Source organism: Xanthomarina sp. GH4-25 (assembly GCF_045363175.1).
Lineage (GTDB): Bacteria > Bacteroidota > Bacteroidia > Flavobacteriales > Flavobacteriaceae > Xanthomarina.
Map to the genome: position 1 here is coordinate 103,239 of NZ_JBJFLO010000008.1, position 24,060 is coordinate 127,298.

The window sequence follows — 24,060 nt, forward strand, 5'->3', positions numbered from 1 at the left end:
ACATTTGATACATGTCTATTAAAAAACCACATAGTAATTGGAGAGCAAAAGTTCATGAAATAATTTATGAAGCAGATACACCTGCTGGAAAACTATTCGATATAATCCTTCTTATTGCTATTTTAGCAAGTATCTTATTAGTCATGCTTGAGAGCATTGAGTCTTTGGATAATGAGTATCATATGTTCTTTGACATTTCAGAATGGGTTATAACCATTTTGTTTAGTATAGAATATATCTTACGTATTATTTCGGTTAAACAACCTATAAAATATGTTACTAGCTTTTATGGAATTATAGATTTACTTTCAACAATTCCAAAATATCTATCCTTAATATTTGTTGGTACACATGCGCTTGTAGCTTTTCGAGCTATAAGGTTGTTACGTGTCTTTAGAATTTTAAAACTTGTGCGCTTTTTATCTGCATCAAATCATTTGGTTACAGCATTAAAAGCAAGTAGAGCAAAAATCTCTGTTTTCATGCTAGCCGTTCTTATCATCACTATCATATTAGGAACTGTTATGTACTTAATTGAAGGCAAAGAACATGGATTCGATAATATTCCTAAAAGTGTGTATTGGTGTATTGTAACCCTTACTACTGTTGGTTTTGGAGATATTACACCCCAAACACCTTTAGGTCAGATAATTGCTTCCTTAATTATGATTATGGGTTATGGTATTATTGCTGTTCCAACAGGAATTGTTTCTGCTGAATATTCAAAACAAGGGAAAGATAAATCTGATGATGATTCGCATAGTGCTCACCCATTACCTCCACATCCTTCTGAAATAGATACCAACTCACAAACTTGTGCAAATTGCTTAGCCAGCAAACATAAAGACCAGGCTAAATTTTGTTTTAAATGTGGTTATCACCTTCATCATGACTAAAACGCTTATAAGCATTATGGGCCCAACTGCCATTGGAAAAACCTCACTAAGTATTAAACTGGCAAACCATTATAATACAGAAATTATCTCTGCCGATTCTAGACAGTTTTATAAAGAAATGTCCATTGGTACTGCAGCTCCTACTCCAACAGAATTAGCTACAGCTAAACACCATTTTATCCATCATAAATCTATAGAAGATAAGTATAGTGTTGGTGCTTTTGAAAAAGATGCGACAACACTTTTAAACATTTTGTTTAAAACTCATGATACAGTGATTATGGTTGGTGGTTCTGGTTTATATGTTGATGCTGTTAGCAAAGGATTGGATAATTTTCCTGATATAGATTCAAGTATCAGAGAGAATTTAAACAACCAATTAGAAGCTGAAGGACTAGAGAAACTTCAAAAAAAATTGAAAATTTTAGATGTTGAAACATATAACACAATTGCTTTAGATAATCCGCAACGTGTAATTAGAGCTTTAGAAGTTTGTATGGGCACAGGCAAACCTTATGCTTCATTTTTAAATAAAAATAAAGAGAAACGTCCTTTTAAAACTATAACTATCGGACTTGCTGCCAATAGAGATATAATATATAACAGAATCAATCAACGAGTTGATGTCATGATGAAAGAAGGCCTGTTAGATGAAGTAATAAAACTACAAAACAAACAGCATTTAAACGCTTTAAACACCGTTGGATATAAAGAATTATTTAAGTATCTTGAAGGAGAATGGACTCTGGATTTCGCCATTTCTGAAATTAAAAAAAATTCTAGACGTTTTGCCAAAAGACAACTTACCTGGTTTCGGAAAAATGAAGCCATTAAGTGGTTTGACTATGAGGATGATTTTATGAGTATTACTGATTATATAAGTCAAAAAAAATGAAAACTATTAACATATTATTACTGGTTTGTTTTTTAGCCACATTTCATAGTTTTTCTCAAAATGAAACAAATTTAAAAGAGATAGACAATCAAATTTGGTTGCCATTTACAAAAGCTTTTGAAACATTTGATTATAGTTTGTTTGCAAGTATACATAGTATTGATTTAGTTAGAATTAATGCAGATAACAACCAAATACAAAATAAAATATCTTATATAAATAATTATAAAGAACGATGGAAATTTAAAGAAAGAGAACAAACTATTACATTTCGTTTTTTTGAACGTTTAAATAATGAAAATACAGCCTCAGAACGTGGCATTTATAAATTAACTATTAATCCAGAAACTGATCAAGAACAAAGTTATTATGGCCAATTTCATGTAATTTTAAGAAACGAAAGTGGTCAATGGAAAATAATGGTAGATTATGATTCTAGTGAAAATAAGACTATAGATGCTTCGCGTTTTAACCAAGCCTTTGCTATCGATGATTACACAAAGTACTAAATAAAAAAACCAGCAAAATTTGCTGGTTTTTTTATTTCAATAATATGTTTATTTAAGCATTCTGATTGACTACAAGCCTAAACCCTTCGCCATGAATGTTTAAAATCTCAACATTTTCGTCTAATTTTAGATACTTTCTTAACTTGGCAATATATACATCCATACTTCTGGAAGTAAAGTAATTGTCGTCTCTCCAAATTTTAGTTAATGCTAACTCTCTTGGCATTAAATCATTTTCATGTAAAGCTAACAAACGTAATAATTCGTTTTCTTTTGGAGATAATTTCACTTGTTCTCCTTCGTTATACGTTAAGAATCGTAGTTTAGAATTTAAATGAAATCCACCTATTTTAAATTCAAATTGTTTACTATCTGCAACTGTTTCGGTTGCTTTGCGTTGCATGATTGCTTTAATCTTCATCAATAGCACTTCGCTATCAAATGGTTTGTTTAAGTAATCGTCTGCTCCTACCTTATAACCTTTAAGCACATCTTCTTTCATGGCTTTAGCTGTAAGGAAAACAATTGGAACATCGGTATTTTTATCTCTAATTTCTTTAGCCAAAGTAAAACCATCTTTATATGGCATCATGACATCAAGTATACACAAATCGAAATCGTCTTTCTTAAATTTTTCAAAGCCTTCCATACCATTTTTAGCATGGGTAACTTGATAATCGTTCATCATTAAATAATCTTTAAGAATGGTTCCAAAATTTGGATCATCTTCAACTAATAATATTTTCTTTTGTTGTTCACTCATAGCATTATGATATTAATGGAAGTTTAATTATAAAAGTACTTCCTTTGTCCTTTTCACTCTCTACTGATATATGACCTTGATGGTCTTCTACAATTCGTTTAACATAAGCTAAACCTAATCCATGACCTTTTACATCATGTCTATCTCCTGTATGTTCTCTATAAAATTTTTCAAAAACACGTTTTTGTGCAGCTTTACTCATGCCGCTACCTTGATCTGTAATTTTTAATAAAATATTTGTCCCGACATTTTCGGTAGAAATATTAATTATTGGAGCTCTAGATTCTGGCGTATATTTTATAGCATTATCTAGAACATTTACTATAACATTTGTAAAATGTGTTTCATTTGCTAAAACAGAAGATGTATCTGCTAACAAATTACTATTAATTTTACCATCTCTATCTTCAACGATTAATTGTACATGGGTTATTGCATCTTCAATTAAGTCGTGTAATATAACTCGTTCCTTACTTATGTTTAATTCGTTTCTTTCTAGTTTAGATATTCTTAATACATTTTCAACTTGAGCATGCATACGCTTGTTCTCGTCTTTAATCATTTTTAAATAGCGTAACACTCTTTCTTTATCATCTATAACTTGTGGATTTTTAATGGCATCTAAAGCTAAATTTATAGTAGCAATAGGTGTTTTAAACTCGTGAGTCATGTTATTAATAAAGTCTGTTTTAATTTCAGAAATCTTTCGTTGTCTAACAAGTTGCATTAAAGCACTTGAATATGCGATAATGATAATTGACGTAAAAATAATTGAAAGCAATGTCATTTTAATAATTGACGATTGTACAAAAACATTTCTTTTAGGAAAATTTACTAAAAGCCTATAGTTGCTTAAATCATTTTTGTTTTGAAAGATTGGAATACTAAACGTTGATTCATTTTCAAGTTCAAAATCTTCACTTTGAACTTTCGTTGCCAAATCATTACTATAAATAGCAAACTGATAATCTATATCGATATTATCTTCAGCTAACTTACTTTTAAGCAGACTGTTTACTTCTTCTTGAGAAATACGTTTGTGAATTGGCACTCGATAAGATAAATCTTCATAAGCTGTATCATAAAAAATTTCTACACCTTTAGATAATTTACCAAATTCAAACATCATAGCATCTAAATTCAAATTAGGGTTAGACTCTATGGAGTTGCCTTTCAAAACTTTGGTCTCTCTATCGCTTAATACTTTTCTAATATTAATACTATCTAAACCTATGTCAAAGATCGATGAAGACAATTTATAATTCTCTTCTAAAATACTATTTCTATATATGAGTTTTTCGTTGGAATCTCTATTATCTTCTTTTAGATAAAACTCCCTAAAAGCTGTTGAATCTGGTGTCACACCTTGATCAATCAACGGCTGAAGCTTTATAACATAATCTTTAAATTCTCTGTCTTCAATGGCTTTAGAAGTATAGCTTAATGCTTTCTTTACATTGAACGTAAATTGCTCTTCTTCGTTTTTTAAAGAATTATTGATATAATAGGCCTGAACGAAAATGATACCGATTAAAGATAAACTCATTAATAGTATCAGTATGATGAATAACTTTTTGCTCATCGTTCAAAATTAACATTTTAACATTTAGGGTACTTATCATTTAACCTTACATTAACAAAAATGTTAAAATTTAGGATTTATTGTGTGAAGTTAACGATTTTATTATGAGTTAGTTGTACCTGACGCTTGGTTTCTTCAATATCTTTATTGATTATCACAAAATGAGACTTTTCCATCTTTTTAGCATCATTCCACTGATTTTTCATAATAGCTTCAATTTTTTCTATACTAGTCTCGTGTCTTTTTAATAGCCTTTCAATCCGTAATTCTTTTGGAGCAGTAACGGTAATAATGTAATCGTAATTTTTATAAGCCTCATTTTCAAATAAAATTGCGGATTCTTTTATTACGTATGGTGCTTCTTGTTTATTTACCCATCTTTTAAAATGAGAAGCGACTTTAGGATGCACAATGGCATTCATTTTTTCTAAATTGGAAGCATTATTAAATATTTTATCCGCTAAAAAGGGTCTATTTAAAACGTTATTAGTATATGCTTGCTCTCCAAAAAGCTCAATTAATTTTCGTTTAATGATTTTGGATCTGTTCATTAGTTTTTTAGCCTCGTCATCAGCAATATATACAGGAACACCTAAAGCTGCAAATAGCTTTGCTACTGTGGTTTTACCACTTCCAATTCCACCTGTTAATCCAACTACAATCATTCTATAATAATAAATTCGATTTGTTCTTGAGATAATTTCACATGCTTAACCTCATTAGGCTGTGTTACTATTTGTGGTATTAAAAATTCCGATTCTTTTTCAATTTGATTAAAATCGCAAGTCACCATAAAATCGTTTGCTGTAATTTTATTATAATTAGATAAACTTGTATAGTAAGTTACATAAAGTTTTTTAGGAAAATATTTTATTTGTAAACTATCTGGAATATTAATTACTGTAATAGGTATTTTAAGATGTCCTTCTGTAAATTTATCTACTTCTGCATGAATACCAACTTTACTATCAGAGAAAATTAAATTGTTATTTTTGTTATTAGGAAGGTTTAATGAAACAGTCTTGTCTACATTAGCCTTTATATCTTTTAGACTTAAGGTATCAGTTTCTATAAATGCTATTTCCGACACCAGTATTTCGGGACCAATTATTTTAACAGAATCTGGACTTATTTTAATAGAATCTAATAAATCGAATCCTGTAGTAAATGATAATTTACTATTTAATTTTACAGGAACTTTTTTAATTGCATTTACATCAAATCTAAATTTTAAAGTATCTGGAGTAATGCTTATAATCTCAATATCTTTATTAAATTGATGATTTAAATCTGAAAAACCTTGATGCTTATTCCAAATATAATATTCTTTTGACATCTCGATATTTTCACTAAAATTAATGTCTATTTTAGGTTTTTTAAAATAATATTTTAGCAAATTAAACCCGTTAGTTTTCAAAGTGATTTTTAATAAACTTGTACTATCATTTAATACTAAATAACGTTCGGGAACATCCGTTTTATTTATTTTAAAAGTTATGGTATTGGTATATGTTGTTGACAATTTCAAAACCATAAGCACAATAAAAGACAACATAAGAAACAACAAAAAAACATTTATTTTCTTGTTTTGTATCGATGCTATTATTTTAGATTTAATGTTACTTAGCATATCTTTTTAAAAAAATAATTCTGGAAAATATTCTTTCGGTTTCTTGTTAAATACCTGAATCGCTACAGTCGATTTTAAAAAACCCAAACCATAACCCATAAATTGTATGTTAATGGCACATAGAGACAAAATAGCAATATAGATGTTTTTAGTTTTGATTATAGCATGAATAAAGACTATTAAATAATATAGCAAATACAGGTCAAATAACCATTTAAATTGAAAGGAAACTAGTAGAATAATAGCTGCAAAAAACCCCAACACAAAAATAGTAGGAAACCAATAGGTTATTTTTTTTGTTTCTGGATGCCACAGGTTTAATATAGGTCTTACCAAGCCAAACTTGTTTACTTGCCTATAAAATTTAGACCAAGATATTCTTCGTTTATGAAATACAAATGCTTTTGAAATAAGTTTTGTTTTATAGCCTAATTTCCATAACCTAATGGTTAGGTCTGGGTCTTCGCCAGGATGAATCTTTCCAAATCCTTTTGTTTTTAAAAAGGCTTCTTTTGAAAGTCCCATATTAAAACTCCTTGGCTGAAACCTATTCATGCTTTTTTTATTTCCTCTAATCCCTCCTGTAGTTAAAAAGGAAGTCATTGAATAATTAATAGCTTTTTGCAAATATGAAAAAGATTCATGTGCTGCATCTGGTCCTCCAAAACAATGCACAAAATCTTCATGCAAACTTTTTGCAACTTCATTTAAATATTCAGATGGGAGTATACAATCTGAATCTAATATGATAAAATAATTGCCTTTAGCATGTTTCATTCCATAATTCCTAGAGTCTCCAGGTCCAGAATTGTCTTTAAACAGGTATAAAATATCTAATTGATTTTGATACTTATTTACAACTTCTTCTGCTGTTAGGTTTGAACCGTCTTCAATTATTACAATCTCAAAATTTGTAGTTGTATTTAACTTAGAAAAACTGTTTAATAACTCGTCAATCTCATCAGGACGATTAAATACAGGAATAATAAATGAGATTTGAAGATTCATCTAACAAATGTAATTAATCCCATAAAAAAAGCCACTCTATTTGAGTGGCTTTTTAAGATATATAAAAGTGTTAAATTATTTCTTAATCACTTTAATAGTTTTAGTCGCATTCTCGACAGTTACATTTACAAAGTAAGCACCTGGCTGAAGGTTTGACATATCCACTTCGCTATTAACAGTGTTTGGAGCAGTACGTAGTACTTCTTGACCTAACATGTTGTAAATAGCTACATTTTGAATGTCTTTTTGTGCATTTAACGTTAAGCTATTATTTACCGGGTTTGGATAGTAAGTAAAAGCTGAATCGATATTAAAATCTTGTATAGATAATAAAGTTGGATCTGTAGCATGAGCTGCAATTTCAAAAATACCATCTTGAGCTCCACTAGTTGCGGAAGTTGCATATTCATTTACTCTAACATAAAGTATAGCTCCAGGAGTTTGTCCTGTTAAAGTAACTATAGAGAAATATCCATCAGGACTACCATCTGTGTCACATCCTACTTCTGTGCCTACAAAAGCACCACAGGTACCTGAGAATACAACCACCTCGGTATCTAACATTGGAGAGCCTGAAACAGATCTTGTTTCAATAGTAATATCACCAGCTGCAGGCACTTCTACTGTGTACCAAATATCTCTACCATTACCAAATGAATAAGAACTTATACAAGAAATATCTGCATCTGACACCTCACCTGAAGCAGTATTATTAGCAGTTGTTCCTGTAGACCAAACTATAGCTGAAGTTGGAGATGGAACAATGTTTTCTGCTCCAGCACAATCGTCATTTGCTGGAGGTGGTCCATTTGTTGTAAAAGCAAAAGGTCCAGCCCAAGCACTTAAATCACCACCACCACAATCTGCTTGCACATAAAATTCATAAGCTGTTGATGGCGTTAAAGGGTTTAATGATTCTGGATTATTTGTCGTACCAGTAATCATGGTACCTGTTCCTTGTGTGAAAGTTGCTGCTCCCCACTCAACATTCCAAGTAGTAGCCGTTCCTGCTTCAGTCCATCCAAGGTCTGCCGAAGTCTCTGTAATATTACTAACATTTAATCCTGTAGGCACTAAACAAGATGGAGGTGTACTTAAACAAAATACCACATCACCAAAATCATCATTAGTCCAATCGTACATACGTAACAAGTAAGTATCTCCTGCTGTTAAACCTGTAACTGCAATATTACTACCTGCATATGCATTAACAGAATATTCTTCAACTAAAGAACCACAGGCCATAGTTGTATTATATACGGCTAGGATTGTAGTAGAAAATGCAGAAGATTCAATTTCTACATTTACCTGTGTGCTTCCAGCTGGAACCACAAATTGATACCAAATATCTCCACCAGAATAGTAACCATACGATGGAGCAGCTTCTCCTGAATCGGTAGCATTAACATTTGAACCTGTAACAGTTGGTCCACACATGCCTTCACCTACTGTAATAACCTCAGCTGTTGCACAAGTATCATTTGCTGGAGGTGGTGGAGCAGATTCTGTAGTAAAGCTCCAATAAGGGCATCCAGTGGCTACAGCAGTTCCGTTTACAGGAACTATTTGCCAATAAAAAGTAGTGTCATAACCTGTAATAGTAATTAAAGCACTTTCGGTTGTAAAATTACCTACTAAAGCTTGATCTGAATAATCTGCCATGGTTCCAGCAAAGAGATTATAACTTGTTGGTGTTGGACCACTTGTTGGCGCAACCCAGGTAAATGTTACATCTCCTGTTGCTACATCTGTTGTCACATCTCCTGGAAACGGAGTTGTTGCACATTCTGGAGCAGCAGATGGTGGAGCTATAGCAAAATCATCTATATATAACTCATCTGCCCAATCGCCAACATACTTAAATGCAACATAAACTGTTTCTCCCACATAAGTAGTTAGGTCATGTGTATTTAATGTCCAAGCCTCATTAGAAAAATTTGCGTCCAAATCATAAATTTCTGTAAAATCACCTGGGTTAGCAATAGGGTCTCCAGATGTCGTAGAAATCCATACTCCAGATTCAACAGCATATGTAGGGTAAGTCTGATTGTAAAAATAAGACAACTGTTCTCCAGCAAGTACTGTATAAGCAGGAGAAATCATCCAAGAAGTTGATTCTACTGTAATATTATCATCGTTATGATAAAATGAAGCGGCTCCAGAATTAGCTCGAGCCGTTGTTTGAACAAAACCTGGATCATCAGCTTCTGTTTGCAATAAAGTCCATCCTGCTAAAGGAGTGTTTTCAAAATCCTCGGTTAATTGTGCATTAGCCTGCCAACAAAAGGCAACACATGCAAATAACAAAAATGTAATTTTTTTCATGTTAATTAATTTTAATTTAGTTAATTATCTTAAAAATATTGATAATTGTCTTTATAATTTGACTAAACATTAACTAATCGATTAAATGTGTTTTATTGCGACTAAATGCTTGCGCCAATACTGTATATTAAAAAAATACCCCTTTTAATAATTCAAAATAATAAAATCATCTTCAATCTGGAATATTAAATAAAAATGGAGGCAATTATTAAAGTGATTTGTAATTCTGAAAATCTTCATTTAATTAATAAAATACATCTATAAACAATGAAAATTATAAATAAAAAAAAGCCACTCTATTTGAGTGGCTTTTTTAAGATATATAAAAGTGTTAAATTATTTCTTAATCACTTTAATTGTTTTAGTCGCATTTTCAACAGTTACTTTTACAAAGTAAGCACCTGGCTGAAGGTTTGACATATCTACTTCGCTATTAACAGTGTTTGGAGCAGTACGTAGTACTTCTTGACCTAACATGTTGTAAACAGCTACATTTTGAATGTCTTTTTGTGCATTTAACGTTAAGCTATTATTTACCGGGTTTGGATAGTAAGTAAAAGCTGAATCGATATTAAAATCTGTAGTCGATAAAGGAGCTAAAGTAATAACTTCAATATTAAATTCTCCCGCTTTATTACCATATGCATCAACTTGAATATAATACATGCTACCAGGTGTTAATGGTGTTGCATCGTCTGTTGTATTAATAATCGAATTCCATCCGCTTCCAGTAGTACCACCATCTTCGTCACAAGATATTTGAGTTGCAGTTAGTAAATCGTTACAATCGGTTATTGAATATAAAGCAATCTGTGTATCATCCAATGGAGTAACAAAATCAGTAGAAATCTGTACTTCTCCTGAAGCAGGAGCTACAAATGAATACCAAACTGAATTTGAGTTAGCAGTAGAAGTAAAACATGATCCAGGAACTTCATTCGCTTCGAAAGTAGAATATCCATTATTTCCTGTTACTGGTGCTGCATCCATTGTCAATGCCTCAGCATTACACGCATCATCATTTGCAGGTGGACAGTTTAAGAAGAAAGGTCCTAACTCAGTATCACATGTAGCATTTGATTCGTGTGCTATAAATATAGTCCAACTTGTTTGTGGAACTGGCACATCTGTAATTGTAAATATTCCAGTTGCACTTACAGTACCACCAGTTCCTGCTGGGTTACCTAAGTCATCTTCAGCATATATCGTTAATGTCCCAGAATCACCTAAATCATCAATAGATATTGAAACATCTACAGTTGTAGGGCAATTTGCATTATCGATAGGATCTGCAGGAATTGTAGCTGTTGCAGCTGTACAAACTGGTGTACCCACACAAACATCAAAACTGTTATATGAAAGTGCAGAGTACCAACCATACACTCTTACATAATATTCTACTCCAACTGATAATCCAGTAAGATCAAGTGTTTCCGGATCACTGTCATCAAAGAATACCAAACCAGCACATCCGCCAGTGGCATCATAAACACCAATTCCCATATCAACACTCGTATCTCCACCAGCTTCATTTACTATATTTAGTAATGAAATTCTATGATCTGTTGAAGTTGCAACAAAAGAATACCAAACATCATTATTAGGTGTTCCAGTTACATCGTCTGCTTGAGAAGAAGCAGTAGCACCAACAGTTGTTCCTGCTGTTACTGTACCACATGCATAATCAGCATTTACAGTTAAGCCTATAGCTCCAGAACAATCATCGTTTGCTGGTGGTGTTGCTGGTGTTTCTAAAGTAGCATCTATACAAAACTGACCTGGACTTTGAGGAGAAGGGTAAGTTGATACATGGATGTAATAAGTTGCTCCTATGGTCATTGCAGGAGTTGTCAAAGATTCATTTATGGAAGAACTAGTAGCACTTGCAAAACAGGTTCCAGTTGTTGGACAACCTTCTGTAACCATTATTCCTGTCCATGTGTTTGTTGCAAAAAGATCTAACTTTAAAGCATCTGTTGTAGTTGCAGTATATTCAAAAATAAAATCATCACCTCCTGAGTAACTTGAAGAACAAACATTTCCGTCTGTGTCGTCATTTCCTGTTGGGTCTCCTGAATTTGCTCCACCAGAAGTTCCTGCACATGCAGTACCACCAATTGTTAAGGGAGCAGCAGTTGCGCATGTAGAATTTTGAGCATTTGCTTGCCATGTAAAGGCAACCATTGCAAATAATAAAAATGTAATTTTTTTCATAATTAATTAATTAATTTATTGATTAGAATCTAAAAATATTGATAATAATTAGTTAACGAAGTGTTAATTCAGATAAATCGATAAAGTGTAATATTTTTAAGTTGAAATACTCAGATATATGAAATCTAATAAGTTTTGAATAGACTCCTAATATTTTGTAAGAAAAAACGCTGGCATCCATACACTATCCATGGAGTATCTATGGAGTATCTATGGAGTATCTATGGAGCATCTATGGAAAAGTTATTGAGTTAGTTCGAGAGCTACTAGGAAAGTATTTATGTATATAGGGTTATAAGGGAGGTACCTATTATGCTTTCTCGAATCCCTAAAAGTTTGGTGCCTTTCTTAATTATATAGGTAGGTGAAACTTTATACGGACTTTATACGGACTATGTACGGACCATCTACGGACCATCTACGGACCTGACCGAACACAAAATAACTTTACAGGTTTTAAAAAGATTCCAATACATTACATGACAGCATTACATTGGCATTTTAGTAACACTTTAGACCGTTTGTAATGGCTACACGTATGATTAAAAAAAAAAAAAAAGAGTCAAATATAATATGACTCTTTTTATAAACTTATTTTATGGCTTGCATAAGCCTTATTCGCTTCCTTTAATAAACGCCTCCATAACCTCGTTGCTCACACCTACATTGCTAAAGCCACCATCGTGGAATAGGTTTTGTAAGGTTACCATTTTGGTAAGATCGCTAAACATGGCAACCGTATAATTGGCACAATCCAAAGCTGTGGCATTTCCTAAAGGAGACATTTTATCTGCATAGGCAATAAATCCGTCAAAGCCTTTTACACCAGAACCAGCTGTTGTAGGTGTTGGCGATTGTGAAATGGTGTTCACGCGAACGGTTTTGTCTTTCCCGAAGAAATATCCAAAACTACGTGCGATACTTTCTAAATAAGCTTTATTATCTGCCATATCATTATAATCAGGAAACACACGTTGGGCTGCCATATACGTTAATGCCACAATGCTTCCCCAAGTATTCATGGCGTCTTTTTTATATAGAGTTTGCATGACTTTATGAAAAGACATGGCTGATATATCTGTTCCTTTTTGAGTCCAATCGTAATTTTGATTGGTATAAGCATTTCCTTTTCTTACATTAATAGACATTCCTATGGAATGCAATACAAAATCTAATTTTCCGCCTAAAATCTCAACTGATTTTTCAACCAGATTTTCTAAATCTTCTAAAGAAGTAGCATCTGCAGGAATAATTTGTGACCCCGTTTTTTCAGCCAAAGCATTAATTTGCCCCATACGTAATGCCACAGGTGCATTAGTTAAAACAAAAGTTCCACCTTCTTCGTGAACACGTTCGGCTGTTTTCCAAGCGATAGAATTTTCGTCTAATGCTCCAAAAATTATTCCTCTTTTTCCTTTTAATAAGTTATATGACATATTATAAAATTTAGTCGTCAGTTAATGGACGTTGATGATATTGTTAGTTGGTTTAAAGAACAAATATAGTATTAATTCAATAATTGTTTAGCATGTGCCAATGCTGAATTTGAAATTTCTATACCTCCAAGCATTTGTGCTATCTCTACCAAACGTTCGTCGTGATTTAGTTTTTTTAAATTTGTTACGGTTAAATTATCTACATCTTCTTTATAAACTTTAAAGTGTGTATGCCCTTTTGCAGCAATTTGAGGAATATGTGTAATAGCAAAAACCTGCATGGTATGACTCATTTGTAGCATGATTTGCCCCATTTTATTCGAAATTTCACCAGAAACACCTGAGTCTATTTCATCGAACATGATGGTTGGTAATTGCTTATACTTTGATAATATTGATTTAATTGCCAGCATGATTCTAGATAACTCTCCTCCTGATGCTGCTTTTTTAAGCTCGTTAAACTGTCCTCCTTTATTGGCTGAAAACATAAAAGACAAATCGTCTTTACCATTGTTGTAAAACGTTTTAGAATCCTGTAAGACTATATTAAATTTGGCATTTGGCATGCCTAAATCCTTCAGGATAATTTCTAATTGCTTGGTCAAGTCCGGAATGGCCTTCTTTCGGTTTTTATGAATTGATTTGGCTGTCTTATTTAAAGTGGTTTCTATTTCAAGGAGTTCTTTTTCTTTCTTTTGAATGGTTTCGTCTAAATTCTCAGTTTCAGACACTTTTAATGTTAATGACTCTTTAATTTGAATTAACTCAGGAACTGAACTCACCAAATGTTTTTTAAACAAGTTGTTTAATATTTGTAACTTGGTATTTACCTGTTCCAATCTTTCAGGATCTGCATCTAAGTTTTCCTGAAGGGTTTCTATTTCAGAAAATACATCGTCTAGTTCTATAAAACTACTTTCTATTCTATGAAATAAATTCTCATATGCCTTAGAATAACCACTAATGCTTTTAAAATTACTTTTTAAAGTGGTTAAAATTGAAAGCAATCCAATTTCATCGTCGTTAAATAACTGATTAGAACTTAATAAAGAGTCTCTAATTTCTTCAATATTATTTAAGGTTTCGTAGTCTTCTTCTAGGGTTTCTAATTCGTCTTCAATAAGATTAGACTCGTTTAATTCGTTTAACAGAAAAGAGTGATAATCGTATTCTTTAATAGCTTCGGCTTTAAACAATAACAACTCTTCCAATTCTTTTTGAATGGTTTTAAACTGTTTTAGCTGCTGAGAATAGGTGTTTAATACAGTTCTATTATTTGCTAATGCGTCAATTATTTCAAATTGAAAAACATCGTCTGTTAATTGAAGTGTTTGGTGTTGCGAATGAATATCTATTAATTGTTCGCCTAAAACTTGAAGGCTATTTAAATTCACTGGAGAATCGTTTACAAAAGCTCTAGATTTTCCTGAAGGCAATATTTCTCTACGAATAATGGTTTGTGGTTCGTAGTCTAAATCGTTGAAGTCAAACAAGTTTTTTAAATTGTAATTTGTGACATCGAAAACAGCTTCAATTATGCATTTTTTAGTAACATCTTTGATGCTTGATAAGTCTGCTCTTTTACCTAAAATTAGAGATAATCCTCCAAGTAAAATAGATTTTCCTGCGCCAGTTTCGCCAGTAATAATAGAAAACCCTTGATTAAAGTTAACCTGTAAGTTATCTATTAACGCATAATTTTTTATGGATAGAGATGTGATCAATTTTCTATTAAGAATTTAGTTAAAGGTAATTAATATTCAGAAAAGATATATTAAAAGCTTCAAAATATGTTACTGGAATATTAGTATTTAATATTTCTCCATTGACTAGAATACATTGGAGCAATATTTCCAAGGGCAGATACTAATTTTGTTATTTCTACATTTGGACCAGCACTGAAGATATCTTGTATTTCGTCTGCTTTAGCATCGAAAAACGTTCTTAATATGTAAGAATTTGGTCTAACTCTATTCATTTTCTCAAGACTAATTATAGCATCAGCAATGTTAGATTTTGCTTCTTTTTGATCTTGAGACATCAAGTCTAAACCATTTCTATGGTAATTATACATAACTGTTCTATAGTCTTCAAAAGTTGGAGACAACATGTTATCTATTAAAGCATATCTGTTCTGTGTTCCATCACTTAATTTCCATCCTTTTGTGTTTTCACCTTGAGAATAGTTTAAGATAACTTGAGCTTGATTAAAATACGTATCTCCTCCTTTTAGTGAAAATGTATCTGCATCAATACCTATAACCATATACACATGAAAAGCCAAAACCGAAATTAAATTAGATTCAAACTGATTAGGGTTGTAAACCATGTTTTGAAATTCTAAATATCTAAACGAAAAATCTTTATCGTTTAAGTTATGAACTGGAGTTGTGTAAGACGACCCATAAACTGGTCTTGAAGACTGCACTTGAATGGTTCCATTAAAGACATCGCTTGCGTATTCGGTAATGTTTATATAAATAGAACATTCTATACGTTCTTTATTTGTAAATTCTTTATTGGTCCATTTGGTGTTATTTACAAATTCTCGTATTTGTTTTTCTAACGTTTTAAATACAGGCAAATTAGGGTTTCCAGTTTGTTCTGCATTTATCACCACATTACAATTTAATTCTTGCGTGAATGCAGAAACACAAAAACTCAACATTAAAATTAATAGAATTTTACGCATCTAATTGTTTTATAATTTCTTTTAAAAGGTCATTAGCGACCTCTGCTTTAGACTTTAATTGGTATTCGGTAACCTTATTTTTATTGTCGATAATGGTTACTTTATTGGTTTCTGTTTTAAATCCAGCTCCTTTATCTTTCAACGAATTTAATACAATTAAATTTAAATTCTTCTTTTTTAATTTTGCTTTTGCATTTTCAAGTTCATTTTCTGTTTCAAGTGCAAAACCAACTAAAATTTGATTTGATTTGATATCTCCTAACGAAGCTAAAATATCTTTTGTTTTCTCTAGTTCTAATACTAACGTCTTATCGTTCTTTTTTATTTTCTGACTGGCAACTTGTTTGGGTCTGTAATCTGCAACAGCTGCTGCTAAAATAGCGATATTTGTTTGATTAAAATATTTATGCGCTTCTTGATACATCTCCTCTGCAGAGGTTACTGAAATGACATTTATTAAACTATGTTTTAAAGTCTGGTTAGTTGGCCCTGTAATTAAATATACTTCGGCTCCGAGATTTGCTGAAGCTTTAGCAATTTCAAAACCCATTTTTCCACTAGAATGATTTCCTATAAAACGAACCGGATCTAGGGCTTCGTATGTTGGGCCTGCAGTAATTAAAACTTTATTTCCACGAAGTGGTAATTTATCTAGAATATCATTCTCAATAAAAGTAACGATATCTTCAGGTTCTGCCATTCTTCCTTCGCCTACCAATCCACTTGCTAATTCGCCACTTGTTGCTGGAATAATACTATTCCCAAAGCTTTTAAGTTTTTCGAAAGATTGTTTTGTGGTTGGGTGTTTATACATGTCCAAATCCATAGCTGGAGCAAAATAAACAGGACATTTTGCGGATAAGTATGTTGCTAGAAGTAAATTATCGCAAACCCCATTTGCCATTTTAGACAAGGTGTTAGCTGTAGCTGGAGCAACAATAAAGAAATCTGCCCATAGTCCTAATTCTACATGATTATTCCACAGATCTTCATCTGCATTGTCTACAAAAGTAGTGTGTACAGGATGTTTTGATAAAGTCGATAATGTTAAAGGGGTAACAAAATCTTTTGCTGAAGGAGTCATAACAACTTTTACATGGGCTCCGGCTTTAATAAAAAGCCGGACCAATGTTGCTGTTTTATAAGCAGCAATACCAGCACTAATGCCTAAAAGTATGTTTTTGCCGCTTAATATTGACATATAATTTATTCTTGTATATCGTCTTCTGTGTTTCTGTAATAAATTTTACCATCTAACCATTCCTGAACTGCTAATGCATGAGGTTTAGGTAGTTTTTCATAAAATTTAGAAACTTCAATTTGCTCTTTGTTCTCAAAAATTTCTTCTAAACTATCGTTAAAAGTAGCGAATTCTTCAAGCTTTTCAATTAATTCTTTTTTAATTTCAGAATTAATCTGTTCAGCTCTCCTAGATATAATAGAGATAGACTCGTAGATATTTTGCGTTTCAGCATCTACTTTATTTCTATCATAGGTAATTGTATTAACAGGAGCTTTGATTTTTTTTAAATCCATTTTATTGTATTTAGCTTTTAGTTCTATATTTTTCTAATTCTTTAATGGCATTTTCTACCATTTCATCTGCATCTTCCATTCGTTTAGAATCGCTATAACTCTTCTTATAGTTATTATAATGCAATTCTACCTTTTTTAAACGTTCTTCTCTTTTAACTTCTACACTATTCATTGCCATTTTATAGGCAGAATCTAATTTAAGAAAAAAGGCTTCTTCTCTATACGTGGATCCTGGGAAATCTAAAATAAAGTTATCCAATGCTTTAATTGGTGCTGTGTAATCTCCAGTATATCCAGCAATTTTATTGTATTGTTTAGCAATTTCGAAAGCTTTTGTTTCTAATTTATAATCTAATTCCTTTACTAACTCATTTGCTTGAGGCAAAAATTCTGATTCTGGAAATAGATTGATAAAGGTTTGCAATTTTTCTAAAGCATCTTTTGTTTCTATTTGATCTTTAGAAAAAACCGGAGAAAGCATGTATGCACTTTTTCCACTTAGAAAGGCTGCTTCTTCAACTTTTTCACTTTGAGGATAAGACGATACAAATCTCTCAAATTGATAACTAGCCAAATAATATTCTTTCATTTCAAAATAGGTGTTCGCATATAGAAACATCAATTTTTCAGCTTGAGGTTTCCCTCTATAATTAGGAACAATTTGAGCAAAAAGCTTATTTGCTTTATCAAATTTACCATCATCATACAGCTCCATACCAACTCTAAATTTCTCACTAACATCGGGCTTTTTCAAGGCCTTCTGATATTGACTACAAGAACTTAATACAGTGAAAGTTATAAATAAATAAAAAAGTTTCTTCATAATTTTTAAACAGGATGCAAAATTAAGCTATTAATATGGATTTTAAAAATATTTTATTCAGCTAAAATAATTGCTTCAATACGCATTATACAAGGATTAAGTATTATTTAACTTTTTTGAAAGTTATTCACAAAATTACCGATCTTAGTTTTCAAGGAATCTGTAGCAACAACAAGTGGTAATCTTACAGTGTCGTTACATAGATTTATTTTATCTAAAACCGTTTTAATTCCTGCTGGATTATTCTCAGAAAAAATAAGCCCAATCATGTCTAATAACTCATAATGAAGCTTAAAAGCCTCTTTAGCATTTCCTTCTAACCCTAAATGAATCATGTTTGAAAATTGTTTTGGAAAGGCTTGTCCAATAACAGAAATAACTCCGGCTCCCCCAGCTAGAACAACTGGCAAAGCAAGATCATCGTCTCCTGAAATCACTAAAAAATCTTGTGGCTTATTCTTTATTAATTGAAAATATTGAGGCATGCTTCCAGCTGCTTCTTTAATAGCGATAATATTTTTGAAGTCTGTAGCTAATCTAATAACCGTTTCAGGCAGCATGTTAGATGAAGTTCTACCAGGAACGTTATACAGGATAATAGGAACTGGAGATGCTAAAGAAATAGTTTTAAAATGCTGATAAATGCCTTCTTGTGTTGGTTTACTATATGCTGGAGACACCGATAGGATGGCTGAAATATAATTAAAATCAGTCGTTTTTATTTCTTCAATAACATCTGCTGTATTATTCCCTCCAATTCCTAAAACCAATGGCACTCGATTGTTATTGGCTTTAATAATAGTGGTTATAATTTCCTTTTTTTCCTGTTTGGTTATAGTAACACTTTCTCCAGTCGTACCACTAATAACTATATAGTCGGTTCCGTTTTCGATATTGTAATTTACAAGTTTCGAAAGTGCTTCATGGTCTACACTTAAATCGGTATTAAAGGGAGTTACTATAGCAATACCCATACCAGTTAATTTATTTCTCATGTGTTTAATTTATTTAATACACTCAAGTATTTTTTTAATTCAGTTTTAAAAGCTTCAATATTTTTAAATTCTGTTTTTATTATTAGGTCGTTAATCCGTTTATCTTCTTGAAAAATCCCAACCTTAAATTGGGCTTTAGAAGCAGTTGTTAAATACTTTAACTCTAAAACATCTTTTGAATAATAACTAATTAACAAATCAAATTTTGTGTCTAAAAACGTTTGCAATTCAATGTTGTTAACCTTGCCATTCCAGGTGAAATCTTTCGGGTTAAAGCAGTCGTTCCAAGAATAAGTCACCTCTTTTTTAGACTCTGTAAACGCAATAATTTTTAATTTATTGGGTCTTAGATTAATTGACTGTGCAATGGTTTTAATAGATTCGAAATCATTAGTTTCATCTGCATTTAATATAATCCCTAAACTTTCAATTTTATTGGTGTTAAAATGTTCTCCCCTATTTTTTAAAATGGTGTTTAAATTCTTTTTAATAGATTTTTCTTTTAAACCCTTTAAAATCATTATATCTTTATACTTTGTTACAAAGGTAGTAAAAGTACACACAAAAAATTAGTTAAACTCAGATGTTTCGTCATGAATTTTAAACCGTTTTTCGCACTAACAATTATCTTCTTTATATTTTCTTGCAAACAGGAAACACAACGCCTAACAAGAATTGAAGGCAAACAAATTGCCATTACAGACAGTTTAGAAACCGACGCTAGTATTGAAGCATTTGTGAAACCTTATAGAGAACATATTAATAAAAATTTAGATAGCGTTATTTGCTATGCTGTAAATACGTACTCTAAAAGTGATGGTGAATTGAATACAGCCATTGGAAATCTCTTTGCAGATGTGATTTTTGAACAATCGAACCCCGTTTTTAAAGCACGAACTGGAAAAGATATCGATATGGTTCTAGTTAATCATGGTGGTATTCGATCTATTATTTCTAAAGGCGATATCACTACTAGAACGGCTTACGAAATCATGCCATTTGAAAATAGCGTTGTAGTTGCTGCTATTAACGGGAAACAAGTAAATGAGTTAGTTAATTATTTAGTAGAAGGCAAAAGAGCTCATCCAATCTCAAAGTTAAACGTCGTGGTTGACAACAACTATCATCTTGTGAATGCTACCATTAATAATAAACCTATAGACACATCTAAAGTATATTATGTAGCTACAAACGATTACCTCTACAATGGAGGAGATAGCATGAATTTCTTTCAACCAAGTGATAGCTTGTTTATTTTAAATTATAAAATAAGAAATGCCTTTTTAGACTACTTTAATAAAAAAGACACCATTAATCCTGTTATTGACAATAGGTTTATTCGATTAAAAAAATAAGCTCATGAAAAGAAGAGATTTTATTCAGCAAACAACAGCAACTACAGCATTAATAACTATTGGAGGCCTAACGTTACCCTCGTTTACTTCAGCTGCTAAAAATAAACATATAACAATATTACATACAAACGATGTTCACAGCCATATAGATCCATTTGGGCCTGAAGATGGTAGAAACCCTAATAAAGGTGGTGTAGCAAGAAGAGCTAGTTTGGTGCAGGCAATAAGAAACGAGAATCCTAACACCCTATTATTGGATGCTGGAGATATTTTTCAAGGGACTCCTTACTTTAATTATTATGGAGGAGAATTGGAATTTAAACTTATGAGTAAGTTAAAATACGATGCTGCAACTATTGGAAATCATGATTTCGACAATGGTATCGATGGTTTGTATGCACAATTACCTCATGCTAATTTTGATTTTCTCTCGTCAAATTACGATTTTTCGAACACCATTATGGATACCCATGTCAAACCATACAAGGTATTTATTAAAGACGGAATAAAAATTGGTGTCTTTGGAGTTGGTATTAAATTGAATGGTTTGGTTTTAAAAGATCTCTATAAAGAGACCAAATATTTGGATCCTATCGAGATAGCTCAAGATATGAGTCGTGTCTTGAAAGATGAAGAGCATTGCGATTTAGTAATTTGCTTGTCGCATATAGGTTATCATTATTCAAATTATCCTGAAAGACCTAGCGACTTAAAACTAGCAGAACAAACAAAAAATATCGACTTAATCATTGGTGGACATACACATACTTTTTTACCAAAACCAACAATTACTAAAAACGTTGAAGGTAAAAATGTGCTCGTAAACCAAGTAGGTTGTTATGGTATTAATTTAGGAAGACTCGATTTCTATTTCGATTCGGAAAAAAACAAAACTGCCAACGGAACTTCTATTATTGTCTAGTTAACGTTAATGAGCTTTCTGAAGCGATTCTTTCTACTACAATTTGTTTTTTCTTAATTCTATTTTCTCCAATAATATAATTAAACAGGAAGAATAAGCCTACAACATGCAGTACGCGATCCAACATCACAAAGCTCCAGTTGTAGATATAATAATTACTTATATAATAAAGTACATCTGAAAACACAAGACATAGAGCCATTAAAAAAAAGATAATTGATTGTCTTGTATCTGAGTTTAAATAAACCACAAACGACAAAAAAGTTAGAGCAATTAAAGACACGCTTTTAGCTGCAAATAAATAAACTTCCATAGGATCTGTGATTTGCACTTTTAAGATGGCATATAATTCATAAATAAAATACGAATTAATACTTACAACAATAAGCAAGTAAAGCGCTATCACAGAGTCTATCCTTACACGTTTAAATTTAGAAAACGTATAATATATAAGAGTTAAATAACTTAAAAAATATATAAAGCTTGAAAATTTTATAAGCGTACTACTTGAAGAAAAGACAGATGAAAAATCACCAATAAAAGAGAATACCATAAACAGCACAAAAATGAAATTAAAGTATCTATTTTTAATAAAATAGTACATAATAAACACAGGTACAAATAGTGGTTTCGTAATTTGCAACAATAGTCCACTCTCGCTAATGGTAGCAAGGATGTTGATTAGGATAAGTAAAAACAGAACACATAAAAATATTCTGTTATAACTAATTTTTAGCCATTCTTTCACAGTAGTAATTCATAAGTAGGTTGAAACAAATATATATAATTACAACGATAATAACGTGCAGTTCATCGAAAACACTGTTAATATTTTTTTGAAGAATGTATTAAAGGGAATAAAACAATGAGGAAAATAATTAAGAAGCCGCTTTAAAACGGTATTCCAAACTAATTCTTGAATGATAATAATAAAAGCTAAAAGCCATGACAAATAATACTGTTGAAACAAAGTTTAAGATATCTTGATCAGTAATATAGAAATAAGCAATTTGTATTACTTCAGAAAACACAATACTTAATGAGCCCAGAAATAGAGCTAACGACTTTTTATTATCGTTATAAAAATAAGCAATTAGAGATAGAGAAAGCAACAGCAACATAACAATATTGTATATTAACTCAATCCCAATCATAAATGAATTATTAAATAAAAATGGATTGACAATCGTTATTAAAACATACACCATATATCCATTTAATATTGATAATACTGCTAAATGTGCTTTATAGTTTTTAAGTACAGCTTTAAAATCAAGGCTTTTACAAACCTCAAGTAGCAACAAACAATAGGCTGCTATATATAGTAAATTACCAAACATGTAATATAGGTCGAAAATCTTATCGGTATTTATATAAAATTCTGCGAAAACCAATAACTCTGAAATAGAAAATAAAATTAAAAACCAAGAGAAATATCGCGACTTATCTTTTACATTAATAAAGTATAATAATGTAAATAAAGGCACAATAAAAGATTTGGAAATACTAGAAATAAAATACTCTTCTTTAATCTCGCAAAGAGTAAAAGAAAGACAGAGCAGTATTATAAAAACAATTAAAATATTTGATTTATTTAAAATCATTTTATTAGCATTTGAAAGCAAATATATACAAAATATACAATTAAACGATAATATCATGCAGTTTAACGATGAAATACTATTATTTATAATGATTCTAAATAATTTATTTTTAATAAATTAGAAATTCTTTTGGTGTAAATGGGAAATAGTGGATTGTAGCATTCTCAATGAATTATTGTAATTCTATTGATTCTTCTTTATATGATTTAATTTTAGAATAAAAATAAAATAAAACAAATGCACAAACATGTAATAAGGTAGAGACAAATCCAATAGCCAGCATTTGTTCAGATAGATAGTAATAGCCTATTAATAACAATTCTGCAAAAGTAATGGATAAACAACCACAAAATAAAAGAAGTGTTTTGTTGTCTTCATGTAATAAATAATTTAGAAAAGACATGCTAAGTAAAGAAAGTAACACGAAATTATACAGGTGTTCTATAATTCTAACAATACCAAGGTGGTTAGTCTCAAAATCAATCGGATTTATAATGGTTGCCATAACAAAAATAATATACAGATTTAGCAACAACAGAATAATAAAATGAGCTGGGAATTTTTTTAAAATAGTTTTTAATTTGATCGTTTTTAAAATTTCGAACAATAAAAACACATAAGCAAGTATATAAAGACAATTACAAATAAAATAAATAACTTCTGAAAGCATGTCTTGATCCATAATGTTTATGAGATCTGAAACAGAATAAGTTATTAAAAACAAAGTAAACAATAGTGATTTCTCTTTTATGCTTATTAAATAAACAATTGTTAATATAGGCACAAACAATAATTCTAATATTTCGAAAATATTAGAATCTACTATCCCTAAAATCATAGATGAAAACAAAAGTTGAATCATAATAAGCAATGAG

The 24,060-nt window shown here is 31.1% G+C and carries 23 protein-coding genes; 5 read left to right on the forward strand and 18 right to left on the reverse strand.

Annotated elements, in window-relative coordinates; genetic code table 11:
• Nucleotides 1-11: 11 nt before the first annotated feature.
• The 3 genes from ACI5KZ_RS12645 to ACI5KZ_RS12655 are packed head-to-tail and all read left to right on the forward strand — an operon-like array spanning nucleotide 12 to nucleotide 2,300.
• Nucleotides 12-896 (forward strand): ion transporter, encoded by an 885-nt coding sequence (locus ACI5KZ_RS12645; RefSeq protein WP_406847819.1) that lies wholly within the window; start codon nucleotides 12-14, stop codon nucleotides 894-896.
• Nucleotides 889-1,791 (forward strand): tRNA (adenosine(37)-N6)-dimethylallyltransferase MiaA, encoded by a 903-nt coding sequence (miaA, locus tag ACI5KZ_RS12650; RefSeq protein ID WP_406847820.1) that lies wholly within the window; start codon nucleotides 889-891, stop codon nucleotides 1,789-1,791. The genes ACI5KZ_RS12645 and miaA overlap by 8 nt, the downstream gene beginning before the upstream one ends.
• Nucleotides 1,788-2,300 carry a DUF4440 domain-containing protein gene (locus tag ACI5KZ_RS12655; RefSeq protein WP_406847821.1) on the forward strand — a complete coding sequence of 171 codons (513 nt, stop codon included), beginning with the start codon at nucleotides 1,788-1,790 and terminating at the stop codon, nucleotides 2,298-2,300. Before miaA ends, ACI5KZ_RS12655 begins: the two co-directional genes overlap by 4 nt.
• 52 nt (nucleotides 2,301-2,352) lie before the next feature.
• On the opposite strand, the gene ACI5KZ_RS12660 is transcribed toward ACI5KZ_RS12655, so the two are convergent.
• From ACI5KZ_RS12660 to ACI5KZ_RS12730, 15 genes are all read right to left on the reverse strand, one after another.
• Entirely contained in the window at nucleotides 2,353-3,063 is a 711-nt protein-coding gene (locus ACI5KZ_RS12660) for a response regulator transcription factor (RefSeq protein ID WP_406847822.1), read from the reverse strand.
• 4 nt (nucleotides 3,064-3,067) lie between these two features.
• Entirely contained in the window at nucleotides 3,068-4,645 is a 1,578-nt protein-coding gene (locus ACI5KZ_RS12665; RefSeq protein WP_406847823.1) for a sensor histidine kinase, read from the reverse strand.
• Between the two features lie 77 nt (nucleotides 4,646-4,722).
• Nucleotides 4,723-5,310 carry a dephospho-CoA kinase gene (coaE, locus tag ACI5KZ_RS12670; RefSeq protein WP_406847824.1) on the reverse strand — a complete coding sequence of 196 codons (588 nt, stop codon included), beginning with the start codon at nucleotides 5,308-5,310 and terminating at the stop codon, nucleotides 4,723-4,725.
• A complete protein-coding gene (locus ACI5KZ_RS12675; RefSeq protein WP_406847825.1) occupies nucleotides 5,307-6,167 on the reverse strand; it encodes a CdaR family protein in 861 nt (286 codons plus the stop codon). Before ACI5KZ_RS12675 ends, coaE begins: the two co-directional genes overlap by 4 nt.
• Before the next feature lie 114 nt (nucleotides 6,168-6,281).
• Nucleotides 6,282-7,283 carry a glycosyltransferase family 2 protein gene (locus ACI5KZ_RS12680; RefSeq protein WP_109310106.1) on the reverse strand — a complete coding sequence of 334 codons (1,002 nt, stop codon included), beginning with the start codon at nucleotides 7,281-7,283 and terminating at the stop codon, nucleotides 6,282-6,284.
• A gap of 75 nt (nucleotides 7,284-7,358) precedes the next feature.
• Nucleotides 7,359-9,608: a choice-of-anchor J domain-containing protein gene (locus ACI5KZ_RS12685; protein WP_406847826.1), complete on the reverse strand. Its 2,250-nt coding sequence runs from the start codon at nucleotides 9,606-9,608 to the stop codon at nucleotides 7,359-7,361.
• 336 nt (nucleotides 9,609-9,944) lie between these two features.
• On the reverse strand, nucleotides 9,945-11,822 hold the full coding sequence (locus ACI5KZ_RS12690) for a T9SS type A sorting domain-containing protein (protein WP_406847827.1): 1,878 nt from the start codon (nucleotides 11,820-11,822) through the stop codon (nucleotides 9,945-9,947).
• A 614-nt stretch (nucleotides 11,823-12,436) separates the two neighbouring features.
• Complete coding sequence (locus ACI5KZ_RS12695; RefSeq protein WP_406847828.1) at nucleotides 12,437-13,258, reverse strand: enoyl-ACP reductase; 822 nt, start codon at nucleotides 13,256-13,258, stop codon at nucleotides 12,437-12,439.
• Nucleotides 13,259-13,329: 71 nt separating this feature from the next.
• Entirely contained in the window at nucleotides 13,330-14,982 is a 1,653-nt protein-coding gene (gene recN / locus ACI5KZ_RS12700; RefSeq protein ID WP_406847829.1) for a DNA repair protein RecN, read from the reverse strand.
• Nucleotides 14,983-15,062: 80 nt separating this feature from the next.
• Complete coding sequence (locus tag ACI5KZ_RS12705) at nucleotides 15,063-15,950, reverse strand: DUF4835 family protein (RefSeq protein WP_109310110.1); 888 nt, start codon at nucleotides 15,948-15,950, stop codon at nucleotides 15,063-15,065.
• Nucleotides 15,943-17,151 carry a bifunctional phosphopantothenoylcysteine decarboxylase/phosphopantothenate--cysteine ligase CoaBC gene (coaBC, locus tag ACI5KZ_RS12710; RefSeq protein ID WP_109310111.1) on the reverse strand — a complete coding sequence of 403 codons (1,209 nt, stop codon included), beginning with the start codon at nucleotides 17,149-17,151 and terminating at the stop codon, nucleotides 15,943-15,945. Before coaBC ends, ACI5KZ_RS12705 begins: the two co-directional genes overlap by 8 nt.
• 5 nt (nucleotides 17,152-17,156) lie before the next feature.
• Nucleotides 17,157-17,486, reverse strand: coding sequence for a DNA-directed RNA polymerase subunit omega (locus ACI5KZ_RS12715; protein WP_109310112.1), 330 nt, complete (start codon nucleotides 17,484-17,486; stop codon nucleotides 17,157-17,159).
• A gap of 10 nt (nucleotides 17,487-17,496) precedes the next feature.
• Nucleotides 17,497-18,309 (reverse strand): outer membrane protein assembly factor BamD, encoded by an 813-nt coding sequence (locus ACI5KZ_RS12720; RefSeq protein ID WP_109310113.1) that lies wholly within the window; start codon nucleotides 18,307-18,309, stop codon nucleotides 17,497-17,499.
• A gap of 107 nt (nucleotides 18,310-18,416) precedes the next feature.
• Entirely contained in the window at nucleotides 18,417-19,304 is an 888-nt protein-coding gene (gene dapA / locus ACI5KZ_RS12725) for a 4-hydroxy-tetrahydrodipicolinate synthase (protein ID WP_109310114.1), read from the reverse strand.
• Nucleotides 19,301-19,825, reverse strand: a complete 525-nt coding sequence (locus ACI5KZ_RS12730) for a DUF6913 domain-containing protein (protein ID WP_109310115.1) — start codon at nucleotides 19,823-19,825, stop codon at nucleotides 19,301-19,303. Before ACI5KZ_RS12730 ends, dapA begins: the two co-directional genes overlap by 4 nt.
• Before the next feature lie 72 nt (nucleotides 19,826-19,897).
• On the opposite strand from ACI5KZ_RS12730, the gene ACI5KZ_RS12735 reads away from it, so the two are divergent.
• Together ACI5KZ_RS12735 and ACI5KZ_RS12740 are read left to right on the forward strand one after the other, a co-directional pair.
• The gene (locus tag ACI5KZ_RS12735) at nucleotides 19,898-20,659 is read left to right on the forward strand and encodes a 5'-nucleotidase C-terminal domain-containing protein (protein ID WP_406847830.1); all 762 of its coding nucleotides are present in this window, start codon (nucleotides 19,898-19,900) and stop codon (nucleotides 20,657-20,659) included.
• A 4-nt stretch (nucleotides 20,660-20,663) separates the two neighbouring features.
• The gene (locus ACI5KZ_RS12740) at nucleotides 20,664-21,581 is read left to right on the forward strand and encodes a bifunctional metallophosphatase/5'-nucleotidase (RefSeq protein WP_406847831.1); all 918 of its coding nucleotides are present in this window, start codon (nucleotides 20,664-20,666) and stop codon (nucleotides 21,579-21,581) included.
• Here the strand turns inward: ACI5KZ_RS12740 and ACI5KZ_RS12745 are convergent.
• From ACI5KZ_RS12745 to ACI5KZ_RS12755, 3 genes are all read right to left on the reverse strand, one after another.
• Entirely contained in the window at nucleotides 21,571-21,987 is a 417-nt protein-coding gene (locus tag ACI5KZ_RS12745; protein WP_123808431.1) for a hypothetical protein, read from the reverse strand. The genes ACI5KZ_RS12740 and ACI5KZ_RS12745 overlap by 11 nt on opposite strands.
• A gap of 472 nt (nucleotides 21,988-22,459) precedes the next feature.
• Nucleotides 22,460-23,068, reverse strand: coding sequence for a hypothetical protein (locus ACI5KZ_RS12750; RefSeq protein ID WP_406847832.1), 609 nt, complete (start codon nucleotides 23,066-23,068; stop codon nucleotides 22,460-22,462).
• Nucleotides 23,069-23,357: 289 nt separating this feature from the next.
• Nucleotides 23,358-24,047, reverse strand: a complete 690-nt coding sequence (locus tag ACI5KZ_RS12755; RefSeq protein WP_406847833.1) for a hypothetical protein — start codon at nucleotides 24,045-24,047, stop codon at nucleotides 23,358-23,360.
• Between the last annotated feature and the right edge of the window lie 13 nt (nucleotides 24,048-24,060).

Bases quoted from the DNA above. Each gene is read 5' to 3' on its own strand.
- ACI5KZ_RS12645 (WP_406847819.1), top strand. From the start codon at position 12: ATGTCTATTAAAAAACCACATAGTAATTGGAGAGCAAAAGTTCATGAA.
- miaA (WP_406847820.1), top strand. From the start codon at position 889: ATGACTAAAACGCTTATAAGCATTATGGGCCCAACTGCCATTGGAAAA.
- ACI5KZ_RS12655 (WP_406847821.1), top strand. From the start codon at position 1,788: ATGAAAACTATTAACATATTATTACTGGTTTGTTTTTTAGCCACATTT.
- ACI5KZ_RS12660 (WP_406847822.1), bottom strand. From the start codon at position 3,063: ATGAGTGAACAACAAAAGAAAATATTATTAGTTGAAGATGATCCAAAT.
- ACI5KZ_RS12665 (WP_406847823.1), bottom strand. From the start codon at position 4,645: ATGAGCAAAAAGTTATTCATCATACTGATACTATTAATGAGTTTATCT.
- coaE (WP_406847824.1), bottom strand. From the start codon at position 5,310: ATGATTGTAGTTGGATTAACAGGTGGAATTGGAAGTGGTAAAACCACA.
- ACI5KZ_RS12680 (WP_109310106.1), bottom strand. From the start codon at position 7,283: ATGAATCTTCAAATCTCATTTATTATTCCTGTATTTAATCGTCCTGAT.
- ACI5KZ_RS12685 (WP_406847826.1), bottom strand. From the start codon at position 9,608: ATGAAAAAAATTACATTTTTGTTATTTGCATGTGTTGCCTTTTGTTGG.
- ACI5KZ_RS12690 (WP_406847827.1), bottom strand. From the start codon at position 11,822: ATGAAAAAAATTACATTTTTATTATTTGCAATGGTTGCCTTTACATGG.
- ACI5KZ_RS12695 (WP_406847828.1), bottom strand. From the start codon at position 13,258: ATGTCATATAACTTATTAAAAGGAAAAAGAGGAATAATTTTTGGAGCA.
- ACI5KZ_RS12705 (WP_109310110.1), bottom strand. From the start codon at position 15,950: ATGCGTAAAATTCTATTAATTTTAATGTTGAGTTTTTGTGTTTCTGCA.
- coaBC (WP_109310111.1), bottom strand. From the start codon at position 17,151: ATGTCAATATTAAGCGGCAAAAACATACTTTTAGGCATTAGTGCTGGT.
- ACI5KZ_RS12715 (WP_109310112.1), bottom strand. From the start codon at position 17,486: ATGGATTTAAAAAAAATCAAAGCTCCTGTTAATACAATTACCTATGAT.
- ACI5KZ_RS12720 (WP_109310113.1), bottom strand. From the start codon at position 18,309: ATGAAGAAACTTTTTTATTTATTTATAACTTTCACTGTATTAAGTTCT.
- dapA (WP_109310114.1), bottom strand. From the start codon at position 19,304: ATGAGAAATAAATTAACTGGTATGGGTATTGCTATAGTAACTCCCTTT.
- ACI5KZ_RS12730 (WP_109310115.1), bottom strand. From the start codon at position 19,825: ATGATTTTAAAGGGTTTAAAAGAAAAATCTATTAAAAAGAATTTAAAC.
- ACI5KZ_RS12735 (WP_406847830.1), top strand. From the start codon at position 19,898: ATGAATTTTAAACCGTTTTTCGCACTAACAATTATCTTCTTTATATTT.
- ACI5KZ_RS12740 (WP_406847831.1), top strand. From the start codon at position 20,664: ATGAAAAGAAGAGATTTTATTCAGCAAACAACAGCAACTACAGCATTA.
- ACI5KZ_RS12755 (WP_406847833.1), bottom strand. From the start codon at position 24,047: ATGATTCAACTTTTGTTTTCATCTATGATTTTAGGGATAGTAGATTCT.